Here is a 22,705-nt window from a genome sequence, read left to right as displayed (position 1 = left end):
CGTGAGGGCACCGGTCAGAAAACGTCAGCGGCGGGGCGGGCCATGACAGGCGATCCGGAACATGACTTCGACGGGGCCAAGACCATCCTGCTTCTGGGTGGGCGGCTGGCGGTGATCCGGCGCGACGACATCGAGGGGATTGCCTATCCTGGGCTGCTCGACCTGCCCGGCGGCGGGCGCGAGGGGGGAGAAAGCCCCGAAACTTGTGCCCTGCGCGAGATGCGAGAGGAGCTGGGGTTGCGGCTGTCCCGCACGGAGATTTCGTGGCGACGGTTCTATACGATCCCGATCCGGGCGTGGTTCTTCGCCGCCGCCCTGCCTGCCGAACGCGCCGCCGAGGTGCGGTTCGGAAACGAGGGGCAGGGGTGGTTCCTGATGCCGCCCGAGGCATTCGCCGCCTCGGCGGAGGCGGTGCCGCATTTTCGGCCGCGGGTGCTGGAAGGCGTGGCGGCGTTGCGGACTTGAGTACCCGAACCAGGAAGGCGCGCGGTGTGTGCTTCTTCTTGGGTCAAGTATCCCGGGGGTATTGGGGGCTGGCCCCCATTCCGACGGCAGGATCAGGCGATCTCGCTCAAGATGGCGCGGACCGCTGCGGCGGGGTCTTCGGCGGCCCAGACCGGGCGACCGACGACGATGTGGTCGGCGCCGTCTTTCAAGGCCTGGGCCGGGGTGGCGACGCGCTTCTGGTCGCCGAGCGCAGCGCCGGCGGGGCGGACGCCCGGCGTGACGATCAGGCGGCCCTCGGCCTGTGGCAGGGCGCGGATCATCGCGGCTTCCTGTGGCGAGGCGATCACCCCGTCGGCGCCGGCCTCGAAGGCGCGGGCGGCGCGTTCCTCCACCAGGGCGGGCACGTCGCCTGCCTTCATCAGCCCGGCGTCGAGATCGGCGCGGTCGAGCGAGGTGAGGATGGTCACGGCGAGGATCTTCATGTCCTTGCCCGCCGCCCCTTCCTTGGCGGCGCGTACAACATGCGGATCGCCGTGGACGGTGAGGAAGTCGAGGTCGAACTGCGCCAGCCCGCGCACGGCGTTTTCGACCGTGGCGCCGATATCGAAGAGCTTCATGTCGAGGAAGATGCGCTTGCCGTGCTCCTGCTTGAGCTCGTTTGCGAGCGCCAGCCCGCCGCCGGTGAGCATGCCGAGACCGATCTTGTAGAAGGAGACGTTATCCCCCAGCGCCTCGGTCAGTTGCAGCCCTTCGAGGGCGTTGGGCAGATCTATTGCGACGATGAGGCGGTCATCGGACATCGGGGGCGCTCCTTTGCGATGGGGGTTGGAACCTTCTCGCGGCGGAGGGCGACCGGGTCAACCCCCCGCGCGGGAGCGAGACGCGGGGGGTTCAGGCATTGCAGCCGAAGGGTCGGGGTCGTCCCCGGGCCGGGAGATGCCCGGGGACGGGGGTTTCAGGCTGCAAGCGCTCCGCCGAGGCGGCGGAGTTCGGGGGTTTCGACGCCGTTCGGCACGAGTTGCAGCGCGGCCTCGCCCGGGACGGGGGCGCGGCGCAGGCGCATGGACCGCTCTGGCGCGTGGCGGTGCGCGCGCAGGGCCTTGTCGGTCAGGCCCCGGGCGATTACGTTGAATTCTGCGTGCAGCGGTGCAAGCATGTGGACCGGGTAGGAATAAACCTCCCCTTCTTCCCTGATCTGCACCAGCGCTTCGAAGGCCGACAGTTCCGGATTGTAGCGGACATCGTCAAAGCCGAGTTTCTCGATAAGCATTGCACTAATCCTTGTGTTGCGGCCGCCAGGAGCGGCATACATGTGGTATAAACGTGAAGTATTACGGAAAAGTTCCAGTGTTCCGTCGGTGGCAGGCGACAGTGGCGCAAACTTGCCGCAATGGCGCTGGCAGATCGGTGGAAATTTGCCCTTTTTCCGGCAGTTGCCCGCTTGAATACCCGCGCCGCGCCCCCCATTTCGGGGGTCGAGGTTCCCGACGGATGCATGCCTAATGCTGGGTGCGCCAAAAGGTGGAACGCTTTGAAAAGGAGAAGTAGGGATGGACTTGTCGAAGTTCACCGAGCGGTCGCGTGGCTTTCTTCAGGCGGCGCAGACGATCGCGATGCGGGAGAGCCATCAGAAGCTGGCGCCCGAACATGTTCTGAAAGCATTGATGGATGACGACCAGGGGCTTGCGAGCAACCTGATCAAGCGCGCGGGCGGCCAGCCGCAGCGCGTGGTGCAGGCGCTTGAGCTGTCGCTGGGCAAGATCCCCAAGGTGACGGGCGATGCCGGCCAGGTCTACATGGACAGCCAGACCGGCAAGGTGCTGGACGAGGCCGAGAAGCTGGCGAAGAAGGCCGGCGACAGTTTCGTGCCCGTCGAACGCCTGCTGACGGCGCTGGCCGTGGTGAAAAGCCCGGCAAAGGATGCGCTGGACCAGGGCGGGGTGAGCGCGCAGAGCCTCAACGAGGCCGTGAACGATATCCGCAAGGGCCGGACCGCCGACAGCGCGAGTGCAGAGGATACCTATGAGGCGCTGGAGAAATACGCGCGCGACCTGACCAAGGCCGCCGAGGATGGCAAGATCGACCCGATCATCGGCCGCGACGACGAGATCCGCCGCGCGATGCAGGTGTTGAGCCGCCGGACGAAGAACAACCCCGTTCTGATTGGTGAGCCGGGCGTCGGTAAGACTGCGATTGCCGAGGGGCTTGCCCTGCGGATCGTCAATGGCGACGTGCCGGAGAGCCTTCAGAACAAGCGGCTGTTGTCGCTCGACATGGGGGCGCTGATTGCCGGGGCGAAGTATCGGGGCGAGTTCGAGGAGCGGCTGAAGGCCGTGCTGAACGAGATCACCAGTGCCGCGGGCGAGATCATCCTGTTCATCGACGAGATGCACACGCTTGTGGGTGCGGGCAAGACGGATGGCGCGATGGACGCCGCCAACCTGATCAAGCCGGCGCTGGCCCGGGGCGAGCTGCACTGTATCGGTGCGACGACGCTGGACGAGTATCGCAAGCACGTGGAGAAGGACGCCGCGCTGGCCCGCCGGTTCCAGCCGCTGGTGGTGTCGGAGCCGACGGTCGAGGATACGATCAGTATCCTGCGGGGCATCAAGGAGAAATACGAGCTGCACCATGGTGTGCGGATCTCGGACAGTGCCCTTGTGTCCGCCGCGACGCTGTCGAACCGCTATATCACCGACCGTTTCCTGCCGGACAAGGCGATCGACCTTGTGGACGAGGCCGCCAGCCGCTTGCGGATGGAGGTCGACAGCAAGCCCGAGGAGCTTGACGCGCTCGACCGCGATATCCTGCAGAAGCAGATCGAGGCTGAGGCGCTGCGCAAGGAGGATGATGCCGCCAGCAAGGACCGGCTCGAGAAGCTCGAGAAGGAACTGGCCGAGCTGCAGGAGAAATCCGCCGAGATGACCGCGCAGTGGCAGGCCGAGCGGGACAAGCTGGCCAGCGCACGCGACCTGAAGGAGCAGCTTGACCGCGCGCGGATCGAACTGGACCACGCCAAGCGCGAGGGCAACCTCGCCAAGGCGGGGGAGCTGTCCTATGGCGTCATTCCGCAGCTCGAGAAGCAGTTGGCCGAGGCCGAGCAGGCCGAGGAAGACGGCATGATGGTGGAAGAGGCCGTGCGGCCGGAGCAGATCGCGCAGGTGGTCGAGCGCTGGACGGGGATTCCCACCGCCAAGATGCTGGAAGGCGAGCGCGAGAAGCTGCTGGGTATGGAAGACAACCTGCACAAGCGGGTGATCGGCCAGGACAGCGCCGTGCGGGCCGTGGCCAACGCGGTGCGCCGGGCGAGGGCGGGGCTCAACGACGAGAACCGGCCGCTGGGCAGCTTCCTGTTCCTCGGGCCGACGGGTGTCGGCAAGACCGAGCTTACGAAAGCCGTCGCCGAGTTCCTGTTCGACGATGACAGCGCGATGGTGCGGATCGACATGAGCGAGTTCATGGAGAAACACGCCGTCGCCCGTCTGATCGGGGCCCCGCCGGGGTATGTGGGTTACGAGGAGGGTGGTGTTCTGACCGAAGCCGTCCGCCGCCGGCCCTACCAGGTGGTGCTGTTCGACGAGGTCGAGAAGGCGCATCCGGAGGTGTTCAACGTGCTGTTGCAGGTGCTTGACGACGGGGTTCTGACCGATGGTCAGGGGCACCGGGTCGACTTCAAGCAGACGCTGATCATCATGACGTCGAACCTTGGGTCGCAGGCGCTGAGCCAGTTGCCGGAGGGGGCGGATGCCGCTTCGGCCAAGCGTGACGTGATGGATGCGGTGCGGTCGCATTTCCGGCCCGAGTTCCTGAACCGGCTGGACGAGATCGTGGTCTTCGACCGGCTGACGCGCGACCAGATGGACGGGATCGTCGATATCCAGATGGGCCGCCTGACCAAGCGGCTGGCGAGCCGGAAAATCCGGCTGGAGCTGGATGCGGACGCCAGGAAGTGGCTGGCCGACGAGGGGTACGACCCGGTCTATGGTGCGCGCCCGCTGAAGCGGGTGATCCAGAAGGCGCTGCAGGATCCGCTGGCCGAGGCGTTGCTGGCAGGCGACATCCTCGACGGCAGCACGGTGCCGGTGAGTGCCGGGCCCGACGGGCTGATCATCGGCGACCGGGTGGGCAGTTCCAACCGCGGGCGGCCCGACGACGCGGTCGTACATTGAGCTTGGGAAGCCCCGCCGGAGACGGCGGGGCTTTTTGCTGAACGGGGCGGTTTCGCGGGCAAAACGGCAACGACGCGAACGCTGCACAGGCCGTTGGGCGCGTGGCGTATTGACCGGTCACGCGCCGCTGCCGTATCCAAATTGCGAGAGCAGTGCGCCCCCTAGACAAGAAAAACGGGCGGGGCGGTCAACGCGTGTGCCGGGGCCGGTGTGACGGGCCGGCTGCTGTTGACGCGAGGCATTTCGCGCTGCGTAATGGTTGTGACGGGCCCCCGACGGGGCGCCACCGGACGGAGCGGTAGAGGTCGCCATGGGAATTGACGCACAGCTTGCCAGCCAGTTGATCGCCGCGCGGGGGCTTGTCGAGGGCAAGGAAAACTGCGTGATGCTGGGGCGGCAGAAGTTCCACATCAAGGGCAAGTTCCGCCGCTTCGTGCGGCAAAAGCTGCGGCAGGCGGGGCTGAGCCCGGATATTCCGGAGTATGAGCAGGAGGACGGGTTCAGCGAGACCTTCCTGAAGAAGATCGGGTTCCCGGAGTCGATGTCTTTGGATGCGTCGCCTTACGAGAAGTGCGATTTGACCCATGATCTGAACGATCCGTTGCCCGATGACCTGCGCGGGCGGTTCGACGTGATCATCGATGGCGGCACGCTGGAGCATATCTACAACACGCCGCAGGCGCTGGATAACGTGTTTCACATGCTGCGGCCGGGCGGGATCTTCCTGTCGATCAACGGGATCACCGGCTGGGCCGGGCACGGGTTCTACCAGTTCAGCCCGGAGCTGGTCTGGCGCTACTGGAAGGATGCGCGGCGCTGCGTGCTGCATGAATGTGCCGCCGTGCCGCACGATGTGACCGATGCCAAGCCGCGGCCGGCGCCCGACACGGGTCAGGACGGGCGGCGGTTTCGCGGGGCCGGGATGCAGGGGCGGTGGTACCTGTTCTACATCATCGAGCGCGGGCCGGATGCGGTGACCGACGAGCGGATCCGCAACGTCTCGCAAGGCGACTATTCGGTGCGCTGGGATGCGGGCGAGCCGCAGGCCGCGGCGGGCGAATAGGCGGGGCCCGGGCGGATGAGCGAGGAAGAGGACGTTCCGGAGGTCGAACCGGCCGGGCAGGTCGAGAAGGCCGAGCAGATCGACAAACCGATGTGGTTCGACGAGATCGGGCCGTGCGGGTCGGCCAGCGGGTTCCTGCACTCCGATCCGCGCCATCCGATGCTGTTCGTCAAAAGGCGGCGTCCGATCCTGATGGTGACCTTCGACAACCTTTCGAACGTCAACGACCGCTCGCCGGGGCGGTTGCCATGGGCCTACAAGTTTGCGCGGGACAACCAGGTGAGTCACCTCGGGGTCTATGCGCATCTGCCGAACTGGTACCGCGATGCCGGGCTGATCGCGACGATGCAGAAGATGGCCGCCGAGGGGTTCTTCGAGGGGTACGAGCGGTGCGTCTTCACCGGCTCTTCGATGGGCGCCTTCGGGGCGCTGAGTTTCGGGCGGCTGGCGCCGGGGGCGCATGTGCTGGCCTTCAATCCGCAATCGACGCTGAACGAGGCGCTGGTGCCGTGGGAGACGCGGTACCAGGTGGGGCGGCGGCAGGACTGGTCGCTGCCCTTGGGCGATGCGGCGGAGGCGGTGGCGGAGCTGGGGCGCGCGTACGTGTTCTATGATCCGTATTTCGAGCTGGACCAGTTTCATACTGACCGATTGATGGCGGCGGAGGGGGCCGGGGGCACCGTGGTGCCGCTGAAATGCTGGTTCTCGAACCACAAGTCGGCGGTTTTCCTGCGTAAGATCGAAGCGTTGAAGCCGATCATGTCAGAGGCGCTGTTCGGCGACCTGACGGAGCGGCGGTTCTACGAGCTCTACCGAGAACGGCGGCGGTTGCCGTGGTATCGCGGGTCGCTGGCCAATTACTTCGAGAAGGACGGGCGCACCGCCATGGCCGAGCGGGCGACGGTGGCGTTTCGCCAGAACCTGCGCAAGCACGGGCGGCTTGGCGGAAACCGGGGCGTGTGATGACGGAGGAGGCGTGGATCGTCGCGGCGCCGGTGAACGAGGCGCCTTACCTGTTGGAATGGATCGCGCATTACCGGGCCCTGGGGTTCGCAGGGGCCGTGCTGTTCACCAGCGGAAGCGAGGATGGCACCGACCGGATAGCCGCGCGGCTGGCGGAGTTGGGGTATGTGCATCATGTGCCGCTTGACCTGAAGGCGGGGCGCGATCCGTTGCGGTATGGGCTACGGGATGTGCTGCCAGTGCTCGATAGGCTGGGGGCCGACTGGGCGCTGCCTGTGGATGTGGACGAGTATCTGCAGGTCCGCACCGGGGCCGGTGATCTGCAGAGTTTTCTGACGGCGGTCGGGGCGGCGGATGCGATCTCGATCTGCCGCAAGCCGTTCGGGTCGGGCTGGCGGCGGGGGTTGCCGGAGGGGTCGGTGCGAGAGGCTTATACGCTGTGCGCCGAGGAGGATGACCGGGGGCGGATGATCGGCCGCGGGATCAAGACGCTGTTCCGGCCCGGCAAGGTCAGCCGGCTGGCACCGCATCGGCCGTATTTCGACGACGGCCCCGGCAAGGTGGCGTGGGTCGATGCCGGCGGGCAGGCGATGCCGGAAAAGTATTTCGAGGGGCAGTGGGCGGCGCATGACGGGTTTTCGCACCGGTTCGCGCGGTTGCATTACTACGCCGTGCCCAGCCCAGAGGCGTTCATCCTTCGGCGGGGCGTGCCGGAGAAGAAGAACCATCGGAAGGCGCTGCTGGACGATTGGGGCAAGCTAGACGTGAACGGTGTCGAGGATACGGCGATGGAGGCCGATATCGCGCGGTCGGCGCCGGTGCTGGAGGCGTTGCGCGGGGATGCGGCGCTGGCGGAGATGGAGCAGGCGGGTCGGGCGTGGCACGAGGCGCGGATGGCAGAGATGCTGCAGGACGGCAAGATCGCCGAGCTGTGCGCCGAGATGACCAACGCGACCCGGGCCGAGACGAAGAAGGCCGAGCGGAAGGAAAAGAAGAAGGATACGGTGCGCACCGCGCCGAGGGGCGGCGGGGGCACCTACATGCCGCCGCCGGTGCGCCCGGTGCGGTTCGACGTTCAGGCAGCGGCGGAGGGCGAGAGCCGGGCGGTGCTGCATGGCGGGTTTCACAAGACGGCGACGACGTACATCCAGAAGCTTTTGGAGGATAACGAGGCGTGGCTGGGTGGGCAGAGCGTTTACGTGGTGCCGCACCAGAAGCTGCGCAAGCACGTGACCTTTCCCTCGCAGCTCGATGCGTTCCGGCAGTTGAAGATCAGCCGGCGGACGAAGTTTTCCGAGGAGGAGTTGCAGGGGTTCGCGGATGCGTTCTTTGCCGAGCCGCTGGCGCTTCGGCCGAAGCGGATGATCCTGTCGGACGAGAACCTTCCGGGGTTGCCGGGGCATTGCGTGACCTCGGGCGCGCTTTACCAGTATCGCAAGACGTTCTTTCAGTGTTTCGCCAAGCGCATCCCGCTGCCGGTGACGGATGCGTTCTTTGCCGTCAGGAACTATGCGGATTTCTTCGCGTCGTCCTATGTGGAGTACCTGCGGGCGGCGACGGCGACGACATCGGGCAAGATGATCACGCCCGAGGAGATGCGGCGAAACGTGCTGGCGAGCCTGCCGTCATGGCAGGCGGTGCTGGGGGATTTCGCGGAGGTTTTTCCGGAGACGCGCGTCCATGTCTGGCGGTTCGAGGATTTCCGCGCCTTGCGGAACGAGGTGCTGGGCCTGTTCTGCGGCGAGGGGGTCGACGTGCGCCGGCTGAAGGACATGGAGGATGCCAAGCCCCGGCCGACCGCGTCGCGGCGGGCGGTCGAGGAGCTGGTGTTGATTTCCGAGCTGGAGGGGGCCGGCGCCATGTCGGAACGGGCGAAGGCGGTGCAGGAGCAATTCCCGCTCAACGAGGAGAACGGCAAGTTCGACCCGTGGAGCGCGGAGGAGCGGGCGCATCTGAAGGGGCTTTACGAGCGCGACTGGGCAGCCATTCGCGATGATGCGCGGCTGAGCGTGCTGGAACCCTGAGCGGCTTTTCGCGGGTTCGGCTGATCGGGCCGGGCTGCTGCCGAATGGAGTTGCCCGAAGCGCTTGCCGGGGTGTATTCAGGGGCTGCGCCAACCGGGGAATGTCGTTTTTCAACTGCGGGAGCACCACGTGCGTATCCCATGTGTTTCCTGTCGATCCTTCGTGGCGGCACTCGGTTTGATCCTGGCGTCGATGGCCTCTGCGGAGGGGGACCGCGCGGGGGAAGGCCGGCTTTCGCTGAGCCTTCAGGGCGGGCAAATGACGATCAACGGGATCGACGAGGTCTTCGTGCCCACCAAGACGGAATTCACCGATGCCTATTTCGGCGGGCTGATCCTTGGCTACGAAGTGCCGCTGAGCGACCCGCGCTGGGCCTTGGGCGCGGAGGTTCAGCTTAACCATCATTTCGGGCAGGACACGTACCAGGAGCTGGTTTTGCCGGTGACGATCCGCTACAGCCCGGCGCGGCCGTGGCCGGCGGTGATCGACAGTTTCGCCTTCGGGATCGGCATTTCCCACACGAGCGAGACTCCGCTGCTGGAGGTGGTCCGGCGGGGCGAATCGCAGCGGACGCTGGTGTATTTCAGCCTCGAGACCGCGTTTTCGGTGGGGGATGGAGATGACGATATCTTCGTGCGACTGCATCACCGGTCGGATGCTTACGGGCTGATGGCGACGGATTCCGGCTCGAACGCCTTCGCGATCGGGTGGCGGCGCGGGTTCTGAGGGGCGTCAGGCGCGGGAGCGCGTGGTCTGTTCGGTGACCGCTTGAAGGAGGGCGCGGATCATGGTGCGCTGGTCGTCGGAAAAGCCGGGGGACGCGATGGCAGGATCGGGGCCCGAGAGGTCATCCACCGGGAAAAGCGCGGGGTCGTCGGGGAAGAAGCGCTGGCGGAGAGCTTCGTTGTCGGCTTCGAATTGCTGCAGCAGGTCCAGGGCGGTGGCGTTGTCCATCGCGCGGCCCTCGAACCGGGGAAGGGCGCCCACCGGCATGGAGCGGAAGACCTTGCGCGCGTCGAGACCGGGCATGTCGGCCACCAGTTGCATGAGGTCGAGCAGGTCGATCGAGGGGGTGGGGTTGGCCACCTCTTCGGCGGGCGGCTTGCCATCGGCGTCGATGTCGAGGCCGAGCAGGGACATGAAATCGTAGACGACGTCGCCCTTGGGGAAGGCCGCCGGGTCGAAGCGCCGGAAGAGGAATTCGGCGTCGGGCCAGGCGGCATCCCAGCCCGAGATGATGCGGAGGTATTCGCCGCCCCTTGTGCCGAACTTGTCGACGTAGTTCTGGAAGCCCGGCTTGACCTTGCCGGTCTTCATCTTCTGTTTGTAGGCGCTTTCGAGATAGCGGTCCTGGCGGCGGAAATAGCCGACGATGCGGGTTTCGAAGGGCTCGTCGAGCGCCAGCACCTCGCGCAGGAGGGCCGGATCGCTGCCGGTGAACATCTCGGAGGTGAGGACGAGGGTTTCGGCCGGGCTGTCGGCGATCTTGCGGCGGATCTCGGCGCCGGTCTTTTCGGCCTCGGCCCGCTGGCCGCCGCGAAGCTGCACGCCGAGATCGTTATAGGAGCCGCGGCGGCCGCGGATCAGGAAATCGACGGATTTCGAGGCGAGGTAGGGCTGGCGCGCGCGGGCATAGCGCTGGATCGCGGTGGAGCCTGTCTTGGGCGTGCCGATATGGATCCAGAGCTTGCGCATGGGGTCTAGGCGGCCTCCGTCCCGGCGATTTCCTCGTACATCTCGAAGTCGCGGGCGAAGGCGCGGTCGACATTGCGGCGGTCGGCGGCGGATAGGCTGTCGCGATGTTGCTGGCTCGCGGTGCGGTGGCCGAGATGCTTGCGGGTGTCGATGGCCTCGACCGCCTCGCCTTTCGCGCCGAAGAGGGCGCGGATGATGGCGCGGCGGGCGTCGTCCATCGCCTCGACCCGGCCGATCAGGTCGTAGGAGACGAGGCCGTAGCTGATTTCCTTGTGCTGCGGGCGCCAGTGGCGGTCGAGGTCGCGGGCGCCCTCGTCCTGGGCCAGCAGGTCGAGGAAGGCAGGCAGGGTGATTTCCGTGTCGGCGGGACGGCCCAGATGGGTGTTGAGGTCGCGCAGATGGCGCGGGTTGGAACCGGGCTGCAGCTTGTCGGACCATGCCGAGACGGTGCGGGAGAGCGGGTCGCGGACCATGGTGAAGCGGAACCAGCCCGGGCCGGTGAGGGCGTCTTGTGCCGTTTCCCATGTCAGGCCGCGGGCGCCGGCGCGCAGGTAGTCGGTGGGCAGGTTATGGACGCCGTCCATGCTGATCTCGGGCGCGGCATCGCCGCCGAGGGCGTTGTGCATCTGGGTGATCAGCAGGGTCAGGATGTTGGTGCAGGCCGCCTTGTGGTTCTTCATGTAGAGGAAATCGGGCCCGCCATAGGGTTTCGCCGGCAAGTGCATGGTTTGCAGCAGGTGCCGGCGATTGCGGTAGTTCGACAGGATGTCGTCGATCGGGCTCATGCGCTCAGTCGTCGGCAAATTCTTCTTCCGGTTCCGGTTCGGGCTGGCTGGCCGCCCTGGGATCGGGGCGCTTGATGCCGGGATGGGTATAGACCATCTCGATGAAGTCGCGCCAGTCGGGGCGGGACTTGATGTCGGCGATCTTTTCCCGGTGCCACGCGACGGCCTGCATGTGCAGCTCGTTGAGCACCGGGTCAGAGCGAAGCTTGACCAGTTCCCGCAACATGCCCGGCACGTGGCGCAGGACGGAATAGTCGCGGGTGTGGTTGGTGTTCATGGCGTCGAAATATTCGCGGCCCTGGTCGACATGCACGTGATTGGTGCGGCCGCGGTCGCGCTTGACGAGGAAGCTGTCGGCCGAGCGGATGGCGTAGTGGTGCAGCCGGGCGTGGGTGTGGGAGAAGCCCGCCCATGTGCGCCATGTGATCGTCTCGGCATCGACCTGCTGGCCGCCGGCGTCGCGCCATGTGACGTGGGCGTATGGCTTCTCGGGGTCGGGGGCGCGGGCGGCGTTGACCTTGGGCCGGTGGACGCCCATCCGGTGAAAGGCGCCGTTGTTGCGGAAGAGGGTCTTGATGCCGGCGCCGCGGAAATTGGTGAAGCCGTCTTCGGGCGCGCAGGAGAAGAACTGTTCGGTGAGGGGGATGTCTTCGTAATGGCGGTGCAGGCCGTTGCCGAAGAGCTTCCAGCAGACCGAGATGGCATCGGCCGGGCCGCAGGCGGCGACGAGGTCGGGCAGTGTGCGGCCCGAGCGGACATTCATGAACTCGTCGGCATCCGAGCAGATGACCCAGTCTGCGGCCTTGTAGCGCGGGTGGTCGGTCGCGAGCCGGAGGGCGGCGCGCTGGGGCGACAGCTCTGCCCCCTTGCGGCCGATCTGGCGGTTGTTGTTGTCGACATGGGCGGCGAGGCCCATTTCCTCGAGCCGCTTCGCGATGGCGTCGGTGCCGTCGGTGCAGTCGTTGGTATAGATGAGGAAATCGTCGTACCCGATGGCACGGTTATACGCGATCCATTCCAGCATGAAGGGCGCTTCGTTCTTCATCGTGGTGACGATCAGGAAGCGTTCTTTTCGATCGGAGGCCATGTAACCCGTTCTTTCGTCTGCCTCGGGCAGGAGTGTCCCACCTCTCGCTAAAGCAGGCAACAAGCATTTATAAGGCGATTCTTGGGCGTGTCTTTTGCAAAACGCCGGCTTTGTGAGGGCTTCAGGCGGTGAGGCCGAGCCTTGCCGCGATATCCGGGCGGCTGGCCGCGAGTTCCTGTCGGGCTGTTTCGAGTTTGGCCCGGTGGTAGGCAAAGCTCTGGTCGTGGAGCAGGGCAAGATGCGGGTGGTCGGCCTTGAGCCGTGCGATGGCCGATTTCAGCGCCGGGACGTGGCGGGTGATGGTGGTGTCCTCGACATCGTTGGCATTGAAGGTCTCGAAATAGCGGAAGTTGATGCGCTCGTCGTCGTCGCTGTTGGCGGTGCCGCGGTAGCGCTTCATCAGGAAGGCTTCGGACGACTTGATCATGTAGTGGTTCATGGTGACCAGCGCGTCGCCATAGCTGTCCTCGAAGGAGCGCCAGCCCTGCTGGAGGAAGCGCTCCGGCATTTCGTCGCCCGAGCCGTTGACCCATGTGAGCGATACGCGCCCTTCCTGGTAGCGGGGCGAGAGGCGGGGGCGGTGGATGCCGAGCTTGCGCACCGGGTGGGGGCGGAACATCGACTTGAAGGCGGTGTACCGCTGGACCTTGTTGGTGCCGGGCGGGGCGGAGCGGGTGAACTGGGCGATGACCGGTTCATCCTCGAAGGGCACGATGCCGGCATTACCGAACACCCGCCAGGTGGCCGAGATGATGTCGACCCGCTTGCCGGCGCGGGCCTCGGCCGCGTCGACCAGGGCGTCGACGGTGCCGTCGCCTGCGTGGATGTTGAGGAACTCGTCGGCATCGGCCACCAGCACCCATTCGGAGGTCTTGATGGTTTCGTCGGCCCAGAACCTGTCATAGGCGCGGTTCTGGGGGTCGGCATGTTCGCCGTCGCGCTGGCCGCTGTTCTCGAGATGGGTGATTTCGCCCACGGTGTCGAGGTAGTCGAGCATCTGGCGGGTGCCGTCCTCGCAATCATTGGAGGCGACGACGATGCGGTCGAAGCCGATCAGCTTGTAGTAACAGATCCATTCCAGCAGGTAGGGGCCTTCGTCCTTGACCGTCCCGAGCAGGGTTCTCGGCTGGCGATCTGGCATGAGGCGGCTCCTTGCTTGGCGGGGCGTTTGCCCATGGTCCCTAGAAGTACCAGAGCGGGCGCGTGGTGCAATGCGGCAATGGCTGCGCCGGTGCTGTGGATTTGAGGAAACTTGGCGCGACTTCGCGTCGGGCCAAGCTTGATGCGATTCGGGGGGTGGGGTAGAAGTTGGGGCAACCAAAAAAGATAACCCGAGGCAATGGAATGGCAGAACTTCCCCCGGTGGGCGCGTTGTGGATTGGCGGGTCGCTGACGTGGCTCGAGCAACTGTGCCTGAAGTCTTTCGTCGATCAGGGGCACCGCACGATCCTTTATACATATGGCGAGGTTGGCGGCATCCCCGAGGGCGTCGAGGTGCGCGACGGGCGGGAGGTTCTGGAGACGGATGATTTCCACACCCATGCCCGGACCGGGAGCGTGGCGCTGTTTTCCGACCTGTTCCGTTTTCACATGATCGCGAAGGATCCGGAGATCATCTATATCGACACCGATGTCTATTCGGTGAAGCCGTTGCCGGGCGGGGAAAGCCATGTCTATGGCTACGAATTCTGGTCGGAGGAGAAGCAGAAGGGGCAGATCAACGGTGCCATCCTGCGGCTGCCGCAGGATTCGCCGGCGCTGAACGGGCTGCTGGAGTTCACCAAGGACGAGTACCCGGTGCCGGAATGGCTTCCGCCGCGGTTCCTGAACGAGATCAAGGCAAGGGCCGAAGCGGGCGATCCGATGCACGTGTCGGAGATGCCGTGGGGCGTGTGGGGGCCGCTGGGCGTGACTGCGTTCCTGCAGGAGACGGGCGAGGACAAGCACGCGCGGCCGACCGACTATTACTACCCGGTGCATTTCGCCAATCGCCGGGCCTTTGCCAAGCGGCCGATGGCGGTGAAGCGGAAGCTGACCGAGAACACGCGCTGCATCCATATCTGGGCGCCGATCAAGCGGTTCTGCGCGCGCCGACATGACGGGGTGCCGCCCGAGGGGAGTTGGCTGGCGACGCTGCTGGACAAGCACGGGATCGAGGCCGGCGCGGCGCCGGTGGCCGATCAGAAGGACAGGTCGGTGGTCGAGTAGATGGCCGGTTTGCCGACCGCGCCGCTTGCGGTGTTTCACCAGTCGGACCGGGTGAAGGCCAAGAGCCTTGCGGGAAGCGAACCGCGGCTGGTGGTGTCGTTCACCGGTGTGGGCAAGCCCGAGGCGCGGCACCAGACCGAGGAATTCGTCAAGAGCAGCCGGCAGGACGGGCGCAACCACGTGCTGTTCGTGTCGGACACCTTGCGGAGCTGGTACAACGATCCGGGGATCTTCGAGGAGATCCTCGACGTGGTGGGCCGGTACCGGGAGGCGCACGGGATCACCGAGACTGTGACCTTCGGCAATTCGATGGGCGGCTATGGTGCGGTGATCTTTGCCGGGGCGTTGCGGGCGAAGAGCTGCCTGGCGATCTCGGCGCAGTATTCGGCGGACCCGGCGGTGGTGCCCGAAGAGGAGCGGTGGGCGGCCTATCGCGAGCGGATCGGGCGGTTCACCAGGCCGCCGCTGGAGGATACGCAGGAGCCGGGTTGCAGCTATTTCGTCCTGCATGGCGGTGGCAAGGTAGAGCGCCCGCACTGGTCGCGCTTTCCGGTCTGTCCGAACCTGCACCATTACATCATCGGCAAGGTCGGGCACGGCGTGGGCAAGCGGCTGAAATCGGCGGGGCTGATCAACCGGGTGACGGAATGCGCCATCGGCGAGCGGCCCGTGGCGCTGCGCCGGGCGCTGGCCGGAGAGCTGGAGTTTCGCCGGCGGTCGAGCCTTGAGGTGGTCTAGCGTTACGGAAACTTCACAGGCTGAAGGGGAAAACCGGTAGATGCGGGGCGCGCAGGCGGCCACACTCGGGCCGACCCGGTTTGCCGAATCAATCGCCGGGTAGCCCGATGTTTTCAGGCAGGACGGATAGGCCGATGACGAGAGATCAGAAGGTTGTTGCGGCCGGAGCGGCGAGCGGCGTTCTCACGATGCTGGGGGGGCTTGTCGCGCTGTCGTTCTTTCTGACGGGGCTGCCGCCCGAGGCGTTGCCGGGCGAGCGGCTTGCCTATGCTGCGGGATGGATCGCGATTGCGGCGTTGCCGCTGTTCCTGGTGCTTCTGTTCGTGGGAAACGCGCGCTTTACCAGCGACGCGATCGACCCGACCCTGGGAAAGGAAACCGATGCGATCAAGATCAACGGACGCGTCGCTGAAAACACCCTTCAGCAATACGTGCTCTTCGTGGTCGCCTCGTTGGCGGTGGCGGCCTGTGCGACCGGTGAGAGGGTGAGCGTCGTCGCGGGGGCGGCGATCATCTTCGTGGTGATGCGGCTCGCGTTCTGGATCGGGTATCGCATCCATCCGCTCTATCGCGCCTTCGGCATGGCGGGGACGTCCTACCTTAACGTGGTTCTGTTCGGTTACGCCATCTGGCTGTCGATGGCCTAAGCGGCGACGGCCACGCGCTGGCTTTCCAGCACCTTCTTCATCATCAGACGGCCATAGCGCGGGTTGCCGTGGTAGTGATCGTCGCCGCCCTTGGCGAAGCGGGGGCGTAGGAAGCCCTGTTCGTCGGCGGCCTCTTCCGGGGGCAGGATCAGGTCGATGCGTCGCTCGGCCAGCCATGCGGCGAATAGGGCACGGGCCTTGACGTCGATCGCCTTGATGATCTCGGGGCGGACGCCGGTTTCTGTCATGATCGGGTGGCTGCGCACGGGCCAGGGCGCCGAGATGACGAAGGGGCGGACGCCGGTGTGCAGAAGCTGGTCGAAGAACGCGCGGATGTGGCGCTGATCGGCGGCGACCATCTGGGCGAAGGCGGCTTCGGGCACCGGCTGCATTCCGGGGATGCCGAGCCACGCCGGGGCGGCGCGGAGCCATGCCTCGGAGCGCATCAGGCGGTAGTTGTGGGTGCCGAGACAGATGCCCCAGCGATCGGCCGGGCCGAAGCTGGAGAAGCCGAAATTCTTCTGCAGCTTGGTGCGGAAGCGGCCGTTGGTCAGGACGACGCGGCCGTTCTCGATGGTGCTGAACGGCTCGGCCTCGTTGTCGGCGGTGCCGAGGGGGAAGACCACGACCTCTTCGGCGACGCTGTCTTCGAGGATCTGCATGCCGGCGCGCAGGGCGCGGGTGTGGGAGTTGCCACAGATGTTCAGGGTCATGTCTCGAAGAACTCCAGTATTTCCTCGTCGCAGGCCGGGTCGGAGGTGGGCACGGCAGGTGTCTCGTCTTGCTTCGGCTCGGCGGTGCCGGTGTCGCCGTGGGCGGCGAAGAAGATGTCCATCACCCGGGCCACGCCCTGGGCCGCGACGTTGCGCATGTTGGGGCGGTAGTAGATGCCGCGCATGGGGTGCGATGCGACCAGTTCGTAGGAGGGGAAGTAGTCAACGAAGTCATGCGCCATTGCCAGCTCGCCGCAGACCGCGCGCAGGACCGACTTGGAATAGGTCGTGGCGGCCAGCACGTGCTGATCGGTGGCGGTGGCCGTCAGGGGCACGGGCGAGACGGTGAAGAGGAATCGCATGTCCGGGTTGTGCTGGCGGGCGAGGGCGATGAAGGCCTCGGCATCCTGCAGCACCTCGGCGAAGCGGAAGTTGCGGAAGGCGTAGGTGTCCGGGTCGAACGTGCCGGCATGGGTGCCGGGGCACGAGGGCAGGACCGCGCCGTCGCGCTTGTTCACCCAGGCCTCGGTCAGGCCGAAGGTGAAGACGAAGAGGTCGGTCTGGCCCAGCAGGGTCTGGACCTGGTCGAGGTGATAGTCGCGGTCGGCCTCCATCTCGGCCAGCGAGGCGAAGCCGTCGGGCTGGATGGTGGGCCGGAACGGATCGTAGGCGCGGCCATCCTTCAGCCAGACGTGATCGTCGGGGTCCATCGCGCCCTCGGCGCGGGCGAAGAGCTGGAGCAGCTGGCGGATCGAGTAGACGTTGCCGTAGCGGGCGGAGTACTGGCCGTAGCCGAAATCCTCGGCGGTTTCCGCGTCCAGGAAGGGCGGGGCGGGTTCGACATCGGTGAAGCGGTAGTTGCGGGCCTTGAACTGGCGCGCGATGTGCTGGGCGAAGCAGCTTCCGGCGGCGGAAATACGGGTTTCGCGCGAGATCCGGAAGCGGGGCTGGTAGACGCCGTCCATCTCGATCGGGGACAGGTCGGATACCGCCGAACGCCAGAAGGCGCGGCTGGGCTGTTTCAAATACGGATTCGCGCCAGCGGCAGAGTTGGAGAAGTCGCCGGTCGACGGCGGCAATTCCTGAAAGGATTTCATCGCAGCACTCACAAACCTAATATCTGCGCCCCCGCGCAGGGCCCGGCCAGGCGACCGGAACCAAGTTTTTTCTGTGGTCCGAATATGGCATAAATAAGGCCATCTGTGGTGAGAATGTGTCGGCGAGCGGCGGATTGCGGCCAGTTTGGGCAACAATGATATCGAAGGTAGCGTTGGCGTTGCCAATCCCGAGACAAGCCGGCGTGCGCTCGAATTCCGGGGCCACTTTCGCCGAATCGTGAAACGAGAACGGGGCGGCATTGCCGCCCCGTCCCGCCAAACCGTCATCGTGACGGGCTTACATGTCGGGCATGATCACCTTGTCGATGACATGGATGACGCCGTTCGACGCCTCGATATCGGGCTGCACGACAGTGGCGTCGTTCACCATGACGCCGCCCTCGGTCATGATGGTCACTTCGCTGCCCTCGACGGTGGCCGCGGTCATGCCGTCGGACAGGTCGCCGGACATCACCTTGCCGGGCACCACGTGGTAGGTGAGCATCGCGGTCAGCTGATCCTTGTTCTCGGGCAGAAGCAGGTCTTCGACCGTGCCCTCGGGCAGGGCGGCAAACGCCTCGTCGGTGGGAGCGAAGACGGTGAAGGGGCCTTCGCCCTTCAGCGTTTCGACCAGGCCCGCGGCCTCGACCGCGGCGACGAGGGTTTCGAAGCCCTCGGCGTTGACGGCGGTGTCGACGACGTCCATCGAGCCGCTTTCCGCGAGCGCCGGAGCAGCGGTGGCCGACAGCAGGGTGGCGGCGGTCAGAGCGAGATAGGTTCTGCGAAGCATAAGAGTCTCCTCCTTGGTTGAGTGTGAGAATGCCCATTGAGCATTCGGTCTGGAGTACGGGAGGCCTGCGAAACCGGTTCACTGCAAGATCCCGTTCGGGCGGGTGGACTTTCGGGATCGGCCCGCTAAGCCCGCGCATTTCGCGTCATCAAGTCAAAGATTTGTTATTCAGGGTTAGCGGTGCGTGATCGCGTCGGCGCCCAAACGGTGATCCGGCGGGGTACGGGGATGGCAATTCGCGGGTTGAAGTCTCGGGCGCCGCGAAGAAGTCTGTAGGGGGCGGCGGCCGATCGGGCCGGGCATGGAGGGCGAGGATGGAACTGGACATGGGGTTCGCAATGAGGGCCGTCGAGATCCTGGCGGTCGCGTTCATCGCGGTGCTGGGACTGCTGGCGTTGGCGGGAGTGATCCTGTTCGTGATCGACCGGTCGCAGCGGGGCGACGCGATCCGGCGGAATTACCCGGTGATCGGACGGTTCCGGCACCTGTTCTCGGAGCTGGGAGAATTCTTCCGGCAGTATTTCTTCGCGATGGACCGGGAGGAGCTGCCGTTCAACCGGGCGCAGCGCGACTGGGTGGGGCGGGCGTCGAAGGGCGTGGGGAACACGGTGGCCTTTGGCTCGACCCGGAATATCAGCGTGCCTGGCACGCCGATCTTCGCGAACTCGGCCTTTCCGCCGCTCAACGACATGTATGCCAAGACCGAGCCGCTGGAGATCGGGCCGCATGCGCGGATGCCCTTTGCCGCGCCGTCGATCTTCAACATTTCGGGGATGAGTTACGGGTCGATTTCCAGGCCGGCGGTCAGGGCGTTGAGCAAGGGGGCGAAGGCGGCGGGGATCTGGATGAATACCGGGGAGGGCGGGCTGTCGCCCTATCACCTCGAGGGCGGGTGCGACCTGGTCTTCCAGATCGGGACGGCCAAGTACGGAGTTCGGAACCTGACCGGCGGGCTGAGCGACGACAAGCTGAGGGAGGTCGCCGCGCACGAGACGGTGCGGATGTTCGAGCTTAAGCTGAGCCAGGGGGCGAAGCCCGGCAAGGGCGGTATCCTTCCGGGGGCGAAAGTGACGCCGGAGATCTCGATGATACGGGGGATTCCGGTGGGGCAGGACAGCATCTCGCCCAACCGGCACCCGGAGGCCGGCACCTATGACGAGTTGCTCGACATGATCGGACATATCCGCGAGGTGACCGGCAAGCCCGTGGGGATCAAGACGGCGGTGGGCTCGGTCGAGGGGATGGAGCCGCTCTTCGAGGCGATCGACGCGCGCGGGGCCAAGCATGCGCCCGACTTCATCACCATAGACGGTGGCGAGGGTGGCACGGGGGCCGCGCCGATGCCTTTGCTCGACCTTGTGGGCATGCCGGTGCGCGAGGCGCTTCCGCGGGTGGTGGACATGCGCGACCGGCACGGGCTGAAGGAACGGATCCGGATCATTGCCAGCGGCAAGCTGGTGAACCCGGGCGATGTGGCCTGGGCGATCTGTGCCGGGGCGGATTTCGTGACTTCGGCGCGGGGGTTCATGTTCTCGCTTGGCTGTATCCAGGCGCTGAAGTGCAACCGGAACACCTGTCCGACGGGGATCACCACGCATAACCCGCGGTATCAGAAGGGGCTGGTGGTGGAGACCAAGATCGACAAGGTGGCGCATTACGCGCAGGCGGTGATCAGGGAGGTCGAGACCATCGCCCACTCGGTCGGCGTGGCCGAACCGCGGCAGATGCGGCGGCGGCATGTGCGGATCGTGCAGGCGGACGGGACGAGCGTGCCGTTCAACCGGCTTCTGCCAAGCTATGACCCAGCGAAGGCGGCGGAGTAGGCGGGCCTTAGTACGACGCGCGCGCGTGCGCGCGCGAGGGCTGCCGAATGTTACGGTAGGGCAACGTGTTTGTGAGTCGGCTTGTTTTGCCGGGCTGGCCGTGGCCCTCTACATCTGTGGCGCAGATGTAGCGCATTACCGGAGACCCGACGCATGGCCTTTCGCTGGAAGAACACCCTGACCGACAATGACGTGACGCCGGAGCATTTGTTCCTGAACCGGCGGCAAGTGATCGGGGCGGCGGCCGCCGGGCTGGCGCTGACCGGCATTGGCGCCCCGGCGCGGGCCGATACGCTGGAGCCCAATGAATGGGACGACATCACCAGCTACAACAATTTCTACGAGTTCGGCACCGGCAAGGGCGATCCGGCGAAATACGCCCATATGCTGACGACCGAGCCGTGGAGCGTGGAGATCGACGGGATGGTCGACCGCCCCGGCGCGTACGCCTTCGAGGACATCATGAAGAAGATGACCGTCGAGGAGCGGATCTATCGCTTCCGCTGTGTGGAGCGCTGGGCGATGGTCGTGCCGTGGAACGGGTTCGAGCTGGCCGACCTGCTGGAGATGGCGGGGGTGCAGTCTTCGGCGAAGTTCGTGGCGTTCGAGACCGCGCTGCGCCCTGACGAGATGCCGGGGGTCAGCCGGCCGGTGATCGAATGGCCCTATGTCGAGGGGCTGCGGCTGGACGAGGCGATGCATCCGCTGACGATGATCGCGACCGGGATCTATGGCCGGGACATTCCGAACCAGAACGGCGCGCCGCTGCGCTTGGTGGTTCCGTGGAAGTATGGCTACAAGTCGATCAAGTCGATCGTGCGGATCACGCTGACCGATACGCAGCCGCCGACGGCTTGGAACAAGTACAGTGCGAATGAATACGGCTTCTATAGCAACGTGAACCCGAAGGTGGATCACCCGCGCTGGAGCCAGGAATACGAACAGCTGATCGGGCAGGGGCTTTTCGCCAAGAAGACGCCGACCCGGATGTTCAACGGCTACGAGGAAGAGGTGGCCGGCCTGTATGAAGGCATGGACCTGGTGAAGTTCCACTGATGGGGTTTGTCGATCGCTTCAATTCGGCCATGCGCCGCGTGCCGGCCTGGACGGTCTACGTGGGCAGCTTGGCCTATGCCGGCTGGGTGTTCTTCCAGGGCGCGACCGGCGCACTGGGCCCGAACCCGGTGGAGGCGATCGAACATGCCTATGGCGAGGCCGCGCTTTACCTTCTGATTGCCGGGCTGGCGGTGACGCCGTTGCGGCGGTTCGCCAAGGTGAACCTGCTGAAGTTCCGGCGGGCGATCGGCTTGACGTGTTTCTTCTTCGTGACGATCCATCTGCTCACCTGGGCGGTGCTGGATGTTCAGGCGCTCGACCGGGTCTGGGCCGATATCGTGAAGCGGCCCTATATAACTGTCGGCATGGCCGGCTTCGTTCTGCTGCTGCCGCTGGCGGTGACGTCGAACAACCTATCGGTTCGCAAGCTGGGGCAGACATGGCGGCAGCTACACAAGCTGGCCTATCCGGCGGCCGTACTGGGGGCGGTGCATTACCTGATGCTGGTAAAGGGGTGGCAGGTGAAGCCGTTGGTGATGCTGGGTGTCATCCTGGTGCTGCTTGTCCTGCGGCTGCCGGGGATCGGGAAACCGCGCCGGGCACGGATGGCGGACAGGGCGCAGAGCCGGGCCTGACCCGGACGGGGGCGATTCCGGCGGAATCGCTTTTCGAATACCTCGCGGCGCCCGGATTCGGGGCGATTCAGGGATTCTTTCCGAAAAAATGACGACTCGCGGACGACAAAGCGATTCATTTGGGGGTGAATCGGGCGCGATTCACGAGTCGCCCGGCTGACTCGCCGCCGATTCCGGGGGAATCCGGGGGCGAGTCTGGCCATTTCCCGGCAGATTCCCTGTGGATAAGCCGATTTCCCCCGGAATTGCGCGGTATGGGGCAGAAAAAATCCTGCGCAAAACTGGGGGTGGGCGAAATTTCAGGAAAGGAAGCCATTGTTTTTGTTGGGAAATCGAGTTTTTTGAAAAAAACATGACGTTTCCGGAAAAAAGGGCTTGCGAGTGTGAGCCGCAATCCGTAAATACCCCCTCACCGGCGGCGCTGAGGCGCACAACGGAACGCCAGACGGGCCACACGGCAACGAGGCGAACAACAAAACGAGAGATCGATGAGGCGGGGCGCGCCAAGGAAGTTAGGGCGCATCCAGTCGATTTTGTCTCTCACGCTCTTTGAAATCGATGGTATCTGAAGAGATATGCGGGCGGTTTGGTCCTAGACGACGGAACACTCTTGCATATCAACTACCTAGGGCTTCGGCCCGATGATGGATAGTCAGCTTCACTGTTTGTTCGGCATCGTCCGCAAGGACCATGCACAACAGACAGAGACGGGTCTCACCCTGCCGGGTGAGACACGATGTGCAAGGGTCGAACGTTAAGGATAGG

At 65.4% G+C, this 22,705-nt stretch carries 21 protein-coding genes; 12 read left to right on the top strand and 9 right to left on the bottom strand.

Going from position 1 to position 22,705, the window contains the following annotated elements:
* Window positions 1-42 precede the first annotated feature (42 nt).
* On the top strand, window positions 43-465 hold the full coding sequence (locus tag ACO07J_RS01165) for an NUDIX domain-containing protein (RefSeq protein WP_422025498.1): 423 nt from the start codon (window positions 43-45) through the stop codon (window positions 463-465).
* Window positions 466-557: 92 nt separating this feature from the next.
* Here the strand turns inward: ACO07J_RS01165 and pyrF are convergent, their stop codons facing one another.
* Complete coding sequence (gene pyrF / locus ACO07J_RS01160) at window positions 558-1,247, bottom strand: orotidine-5'-phosphate decarboxylase (RefSeq protein ID WP_422025496.1); 690 nt, start codon at window positions 1,245-1,247, stop codon at window positions 558-560.
* Window positions 1,248-1,402: 155 nt separating this feature from the next.
* Window positions 1,403-1,717 carry a hypothetical protein gene (locus ACO07J_RS01155; RefSeq protein ID WP_422025494.1) on the bottom strand — a complete coding sequence of 105 codons (315 nt, stop codon included), beginning with the start codon at window positions 1,715-1,717 and terminating at the stop codon, window positions 1,403-1,405.
* A 280-nt stretch (window positions 1,718-1,997) separates the two neighbouring features.
* Between ACO07J_RS01155 and clpB the strand changes: the two genes are divergently transcribed.
* The 5 genes from clpB to ACO07J_RS01130 all read left to right on the top strand — a co-directional run bounded on the left by clpB (window position 1,998) and on the right by ACO07J_RS01130 (window position 9,392).
* Complete coding sequence (clpB, locus tag ACO07J_RS01150) at window positions 1,998-4,616, top strand: ATP-dependent chaperone ClpB (RefSeq protein WP_422025492.1); 2,619 nt, start codon at window positions 1,998-2,000, stop codon at window positions 4,614-4,616.
* Between the two features lie 310 nt (window positions 4,617-4,926).
* Window positions 4,927-5,679, top strand: a complete 753-nt coding sequence (locus ACO07J_RS01145; protein ID WP_422025490.1) for a methyltransferase domain-containing protein — start codon at window positions 4,927-4,929, stop codon at window positions 5,677-5,679.
* 15 nt (window positions 5,680-5,694) lie between these two features.
* Entirely contained in the window at window positions 5,695-6,642 is a 948-nt protein-coding gene (locus tag ACO07J_RS01140; protein WP_422025488.1) for a hypothetical protein, read from the top strand.
* Window positions 6,642-8,666: a glycosyltransferase family 2 protein gene (locus ACO07J_RS01135; protein WP_422025486.1), complete on the top strand. Its 2,025-nt coding sequence runs from the start codon at window positions 6,642-6,644 to the stop codon at window positions 8,664-8,666. The genes ACO07J_RS01140 and ACO07J_RS01135 overlap by 1 nt, the downstream gene beginning before the upstream one ends.
* 258 nt (window positions 8,667-8,924) lie before the next feature.
* The gene (locus ACO07J_RS01130; protein ID WP_422025484.1) at window positions 8,925-9,392 is read left to right on the top strand and encodes a hypothetical protein; all 468 of its coding nucleotides are present in this window, start codon (window positions 8,925-8,927) and stop codon (window positions 9,390-9,392) included.
* Between the two features lie 6 nt (window positions 9,393-9,398).
* Here ACO07J_RS01130 and ACO07J_RS01125 read toward each other — a convergent pair whose 3' ends face one another.
* The 4 genes from ACO07J_RS01125 to ACO07J_RS01110 all read right to left on the bottom strand — a co-directional run bounded on the left by ACO07J_RS01125 (window position 9,399) and on the right by ACO07J_RS01110 (window position 13,374).
* A complete protein-coding gene (locus tag ACO07J_RS01125; protein WP_422025482.1) occupies window positions 9,399-10,361 on the bottom strand; it encodes a hypothetical protein in 963 nt (320 codons plus the stop codon).
* A 5-nt stretch (window positions 10,362-10,366) separates the two neighbouring features.
* Window positions 10,367-11,146 carry a sulfotransferase family 2 domain-containing protein gene (locus tag ACO07J_RS01120; RefSeq protein ID WP_422025480.1) on the bottom strand — a complete coding sequence of 260 codons (780 nt, stop codon included), beginning with the start codon at window positions 11,144-11,146 and terminating at the stop codon, window positions 10,367-10,369.
* A gap of 4 nt (window positions 11,147-11,150) precedes the next feature.
* Window positions 11,151-12,233 (bottom strand): glycosyltransferase family 2 protein, encoded by a 1,083-nt coding sequence (locus ACO07J_RS01115; protein WP_422025478.1) that lies wholly within the window; start codon window positions 12,231-12,233, stop codon window positions 11,151-11,153.
* Window positions 12,234-12,354: 121 nt separating this feature from the next.
* The gene (locus ACO07J_RS01110) at window positions 12,355-13,374 is read right to left on the bottom strand and encodes a glycosyltransferase family 2 protein (RefSeq protein WP_422025476.1); all 1,020 of its coding nucleotides are present in this window, start codon (window positions 13,372-13,374) and stop codon (window positions 12,355-12,357) included.
* Window positions 13,375-13,577: 203 nt separating this feature from the next.
* On the opposite strand from ACO07J_RS01110, the gene ACO07J_RS01105 reads away from it, so the two are divergent.
* The 3 genes from ACO07J_RS01105 (at window position 13,578) to ACO07J_RS01095 (ending at window position 15,826) form a co-directional block, all read left to right on the top strand.
* Window positions 13,578-14,441 carry a hypothetical protein gene (locus ACO07J_RS01105; protein ID WP_422025474.1) on the top strand — a complete coding sequence of 288 codons (864 nt, stop codon included), beginning with the start codon at window positions 13,578-13,580 and terminating at the stop codon, window positions 14,439-14,441.
* Complete coding sequence (locus ACO07J_RS01100) at window positions 14,442-15,179, top strand: hypothetical protein (RefSeq protein WP_422025472.1); 738 nt, start codon at window positions 14,442-14,444, stop codon at window positions 15,177-15,179.
* Between the two features lie 134 nt (window positions 15,180-15,313).
* The gene (locus tag ACO07J_RS01095) at window positions 15,314-15,826 is read left to right on the top strand and encodes an MAPEG family protein (RefSeq protein WP_422025470.1); all 513 of its coding nucleotides are present in this window, start codon (window positions 15,314-15,316) and stop codon (window positions 15,824-15,826) included.
* Here ACO07J_RS01095 and ACO07J_RS01090 read toward each other — a convergent pair.
* From ACO07J_RS01090 to ACO07J_RS01080, 3 genes are all read right to left on the bottom strand, one after another.
* Window positions 15,823-16,539, bottom strand: a complete 717-nt coding sequence (locus tag ACO07J_RS01090) for a hypothetical protein (RefSeq protein WP_422025468.1) — start codon at window positions 16,537-16,539, stop codon at window positions 15,823-15,825. The genes ACO07J_RS01095 and ACO07J_RS01090 overlap by 4 nt on opposite strands.
* Window positions 16,536-17,636: a GSCFA domain-containing protein gene (locus ACO07J_RS01085; RefSeq protein ID WP_422025466.1), complete on the bottom strand. Its 1,101-nt coding sequence runs from the start codon at window positions 17,634-17,636 to the stop codon at window positions 16,536-16,538. Before ACO07J_RS01085 ends, ACO07J_RS01090 begins: the two co-directional genes overlap by 4 nt.
* A 298-nt stretch (window positions 17,637-17,934) precedes the next feature.
* On the bottom strand, window positions 17,935-18,426 hold the full coding sequence (locus tag ACO07J_RS01080; protein WP_422025464.1) for a fasciclin domain-containing protein: 492 nt from the start codon (window positions 18,424-18,426) through the stop codon (window positions 17,935-17,937).
* A gap of 326 nt (window positions 18,427-18,752) precedes the next feature.
* On the opposite strand from ACO07J_RS01080, the gene ACO07J_RS01075 reads away from it, so the two are divergent.
* The 3 genes from ACO07J_RS01075 to msrQ all read left to right on the top strand — a co-directional run bounded on the left by ACO07J_RS01075 (window position 18,753) and on the right by msrQ (window position 21,940).
* Window positions 18,753-20,249, top strand: coding sequence for an FMN-binding glutamate synthase family protein (locus ACO07J_RS01075; protein ID WP_422025637.1), 1,497 nt, complete (start codon window positions 18,753-18,755; stop codon window positions 20,247-20,249).
* Window positions 20,250-20,402: 153 nt separating this feature from the next.
* On the top strand, window positions 20,403-21,305 hold the full coding sequence (gene msrP, locus ACO07J_RS01070) for a protein-methionine-sulfoxide reductase catalytic subunit MsrP (RefSeq protein WP_422025462.1): 903 nt from the start codon (window positions 20,403-20,405) through the stop codon (window positions 21,303-21,305).
* Window positions 21,305-21,940, top strand: a complete 636-nt coding sequence (gene msrQ / locus ACO07J_RS01065; RefSeq protein ID WP_422025460.1) for a protein-methionine-sulfoxide reductase heme-binding subunit MsrQ — start codon at window positions 21,305-21,307, stop codon at window positions 21,938-21,940. Before msrP ends, msrQ begins: the two co-directional genes overlap by 1 nt.
* Window positions 21,941-22,705: the final 765 nt, after the last annotated feature.

Source organism: Roseovarius sp. (assembly GCF_965228755.1).
Taxonomy (GTDB): domain Bacteria; phylum Pseudomonadota; class Alphaproteobacteria; order Rhodobacterales; family Rhodobacteraceae; genus Roseovarius.
This window is presented reverse-complemented; position numbering and strand designations above follow the sequence as displayed.

Coding starts and splice junctions, on each gene's coding strand:
- ACO07J_RS01165 (WP_422025498.1), top strand. CDS start 43: ATGACAGGCGATCCGGAACATGACTTCGACGGGGCCAAGACCATCCTG.
- pyrF (WP_422025496.1), bottom strand. CDS start 1,247: ATGTCCGATGACCGCCTCATCGTCGCAATAGATCTGCCCAACGCCCTC.
- ACO07J_RS01155 (WP_422025494.1), bottom strand. CDS start 1,717: ATGCTTATCGAGAAACTCGGCTTTGACGATGTCCGCTACAATCCGGAA.
- clpB (WP_422025492.1), top strand. CDS start 1,998: ATGGACTTGTCGAAGTTCACCGAGCGGTCGCGTGGCTTTCTTCAGGCG.
- ACO07J_RS01145 (WP_422025490.1), top strand. CDS start 4,927: ATGGGAATTGACGCACAGCTTGCCAGCCAGTTGATCGCCGCGCGGGGG.
- ACO07J_RS01140 (WP_422025488.1), top strand. CDS start 5,695: ATGAGCGAGGAAGAGGACGTTCCGGAGGTCGAACCGGCCGGGCAGGTC.
- ACO07J_RS01135 (WP_422025486.1), top strand. CDS start 6,642: ATGACGGAGGAGGCGTGGATCGTCGCGGCGCCGGTGAACGAGGCGCCT.
- ACO07J_RS01130 (WP_422025484.1), top strand. CDS start 8,925: ATGACGATCAACGGGATCGACGAGGTCTTCGTGCCCACCAAGACGGAA.
- ACO07J_RS01125 (WP_422025482.1), bottom strand. CDS start 10,361: ATGCGCAAGCTCTGGATCCATATCGGCACGCCCAAGACAGGCTCCACC.
- ACO07J_RS01120 (WP_422025480.1), bottom strand. CDS start 11,146: ATGAGCCCGATCGACGACATCCTGTCGAACTACCGCAATCGCCGGCAC.
- ACO07J_RS01115 (WP_422025478.1), bottom strand. CDS start 12,233: ATGGCCTCCGATCGAAAAGAACGCTTCCTGATCGTCACCACGATGAAG.
- ACO07J_RS01110 (WP_422025476.1), bottom strand. CDS start 13,374: ATGCCAGATCGCCAGCCGAGAACCCTGCTCGGGACGGTCAAGGACGAA.
- ACO07J_RS01105 (WP_422025474.1), top strand. CDS start 13,578: ATGGCAGAACTTCCCCCGGTGGGCGCGTTGTGGATTGGCGGGTCGCTG.
- ACO07J_RS01100 (WP_422025472.1), top strand. CDS start 14,442: ATGGCCGGTTTGCCGACCGCGCCGCTTGCGGTGTTTCACCAGTCGGAC.
- ACO07J_RS01095 (WP_422025470.1), top strand. CDS start 15,314: ATGACGAGAGATCAGAAGGTTGTTGCGGCCGGAGCGGCGAGCGGCGTT.
- ACO07J_RS01090 (WP_422025468.1), bottom strand. CDS start 16,539: ATGACCCTGAACATCTGTGGCAACTCCCACACCCGCGCCCTGCGCGCC.
- ACO07J_RS01085 (WP_422025466.1), bottom strand. CDS start 17,636: ATGAAATCCTTTCAGGAATTGCCGCCGTCGACCGGCGACTTCTCCAAC.
- ACO07J_RS01080 (WP_422025464.1), bottom strand. CDS start 18,426: ATGCTTCGCAGAACCTATCTCGCTCTGACCGCCGCCACCCTGCTGTCG.
- ACO07J_RS01075 (WP_422025637.1), top strand. CDS start 18,753: ATGGGGTTCGCAATGAGGGCCGTCGAGATCCTGGCGGTCGCGTTCATC.
- msrP (WP_422025462.1), top strand. CDS start 20,403: ATGGCCTTTCGCTGGAAGAACACCCTGACCGACAATGACGTGACGCCG.
- msrQ (WP_422025460.1), top strand. CDS start 21,305: ATGGGGTTTGTCGATCGCTTCAATTCGGCCATGCGCCGCGTGCCGGCC.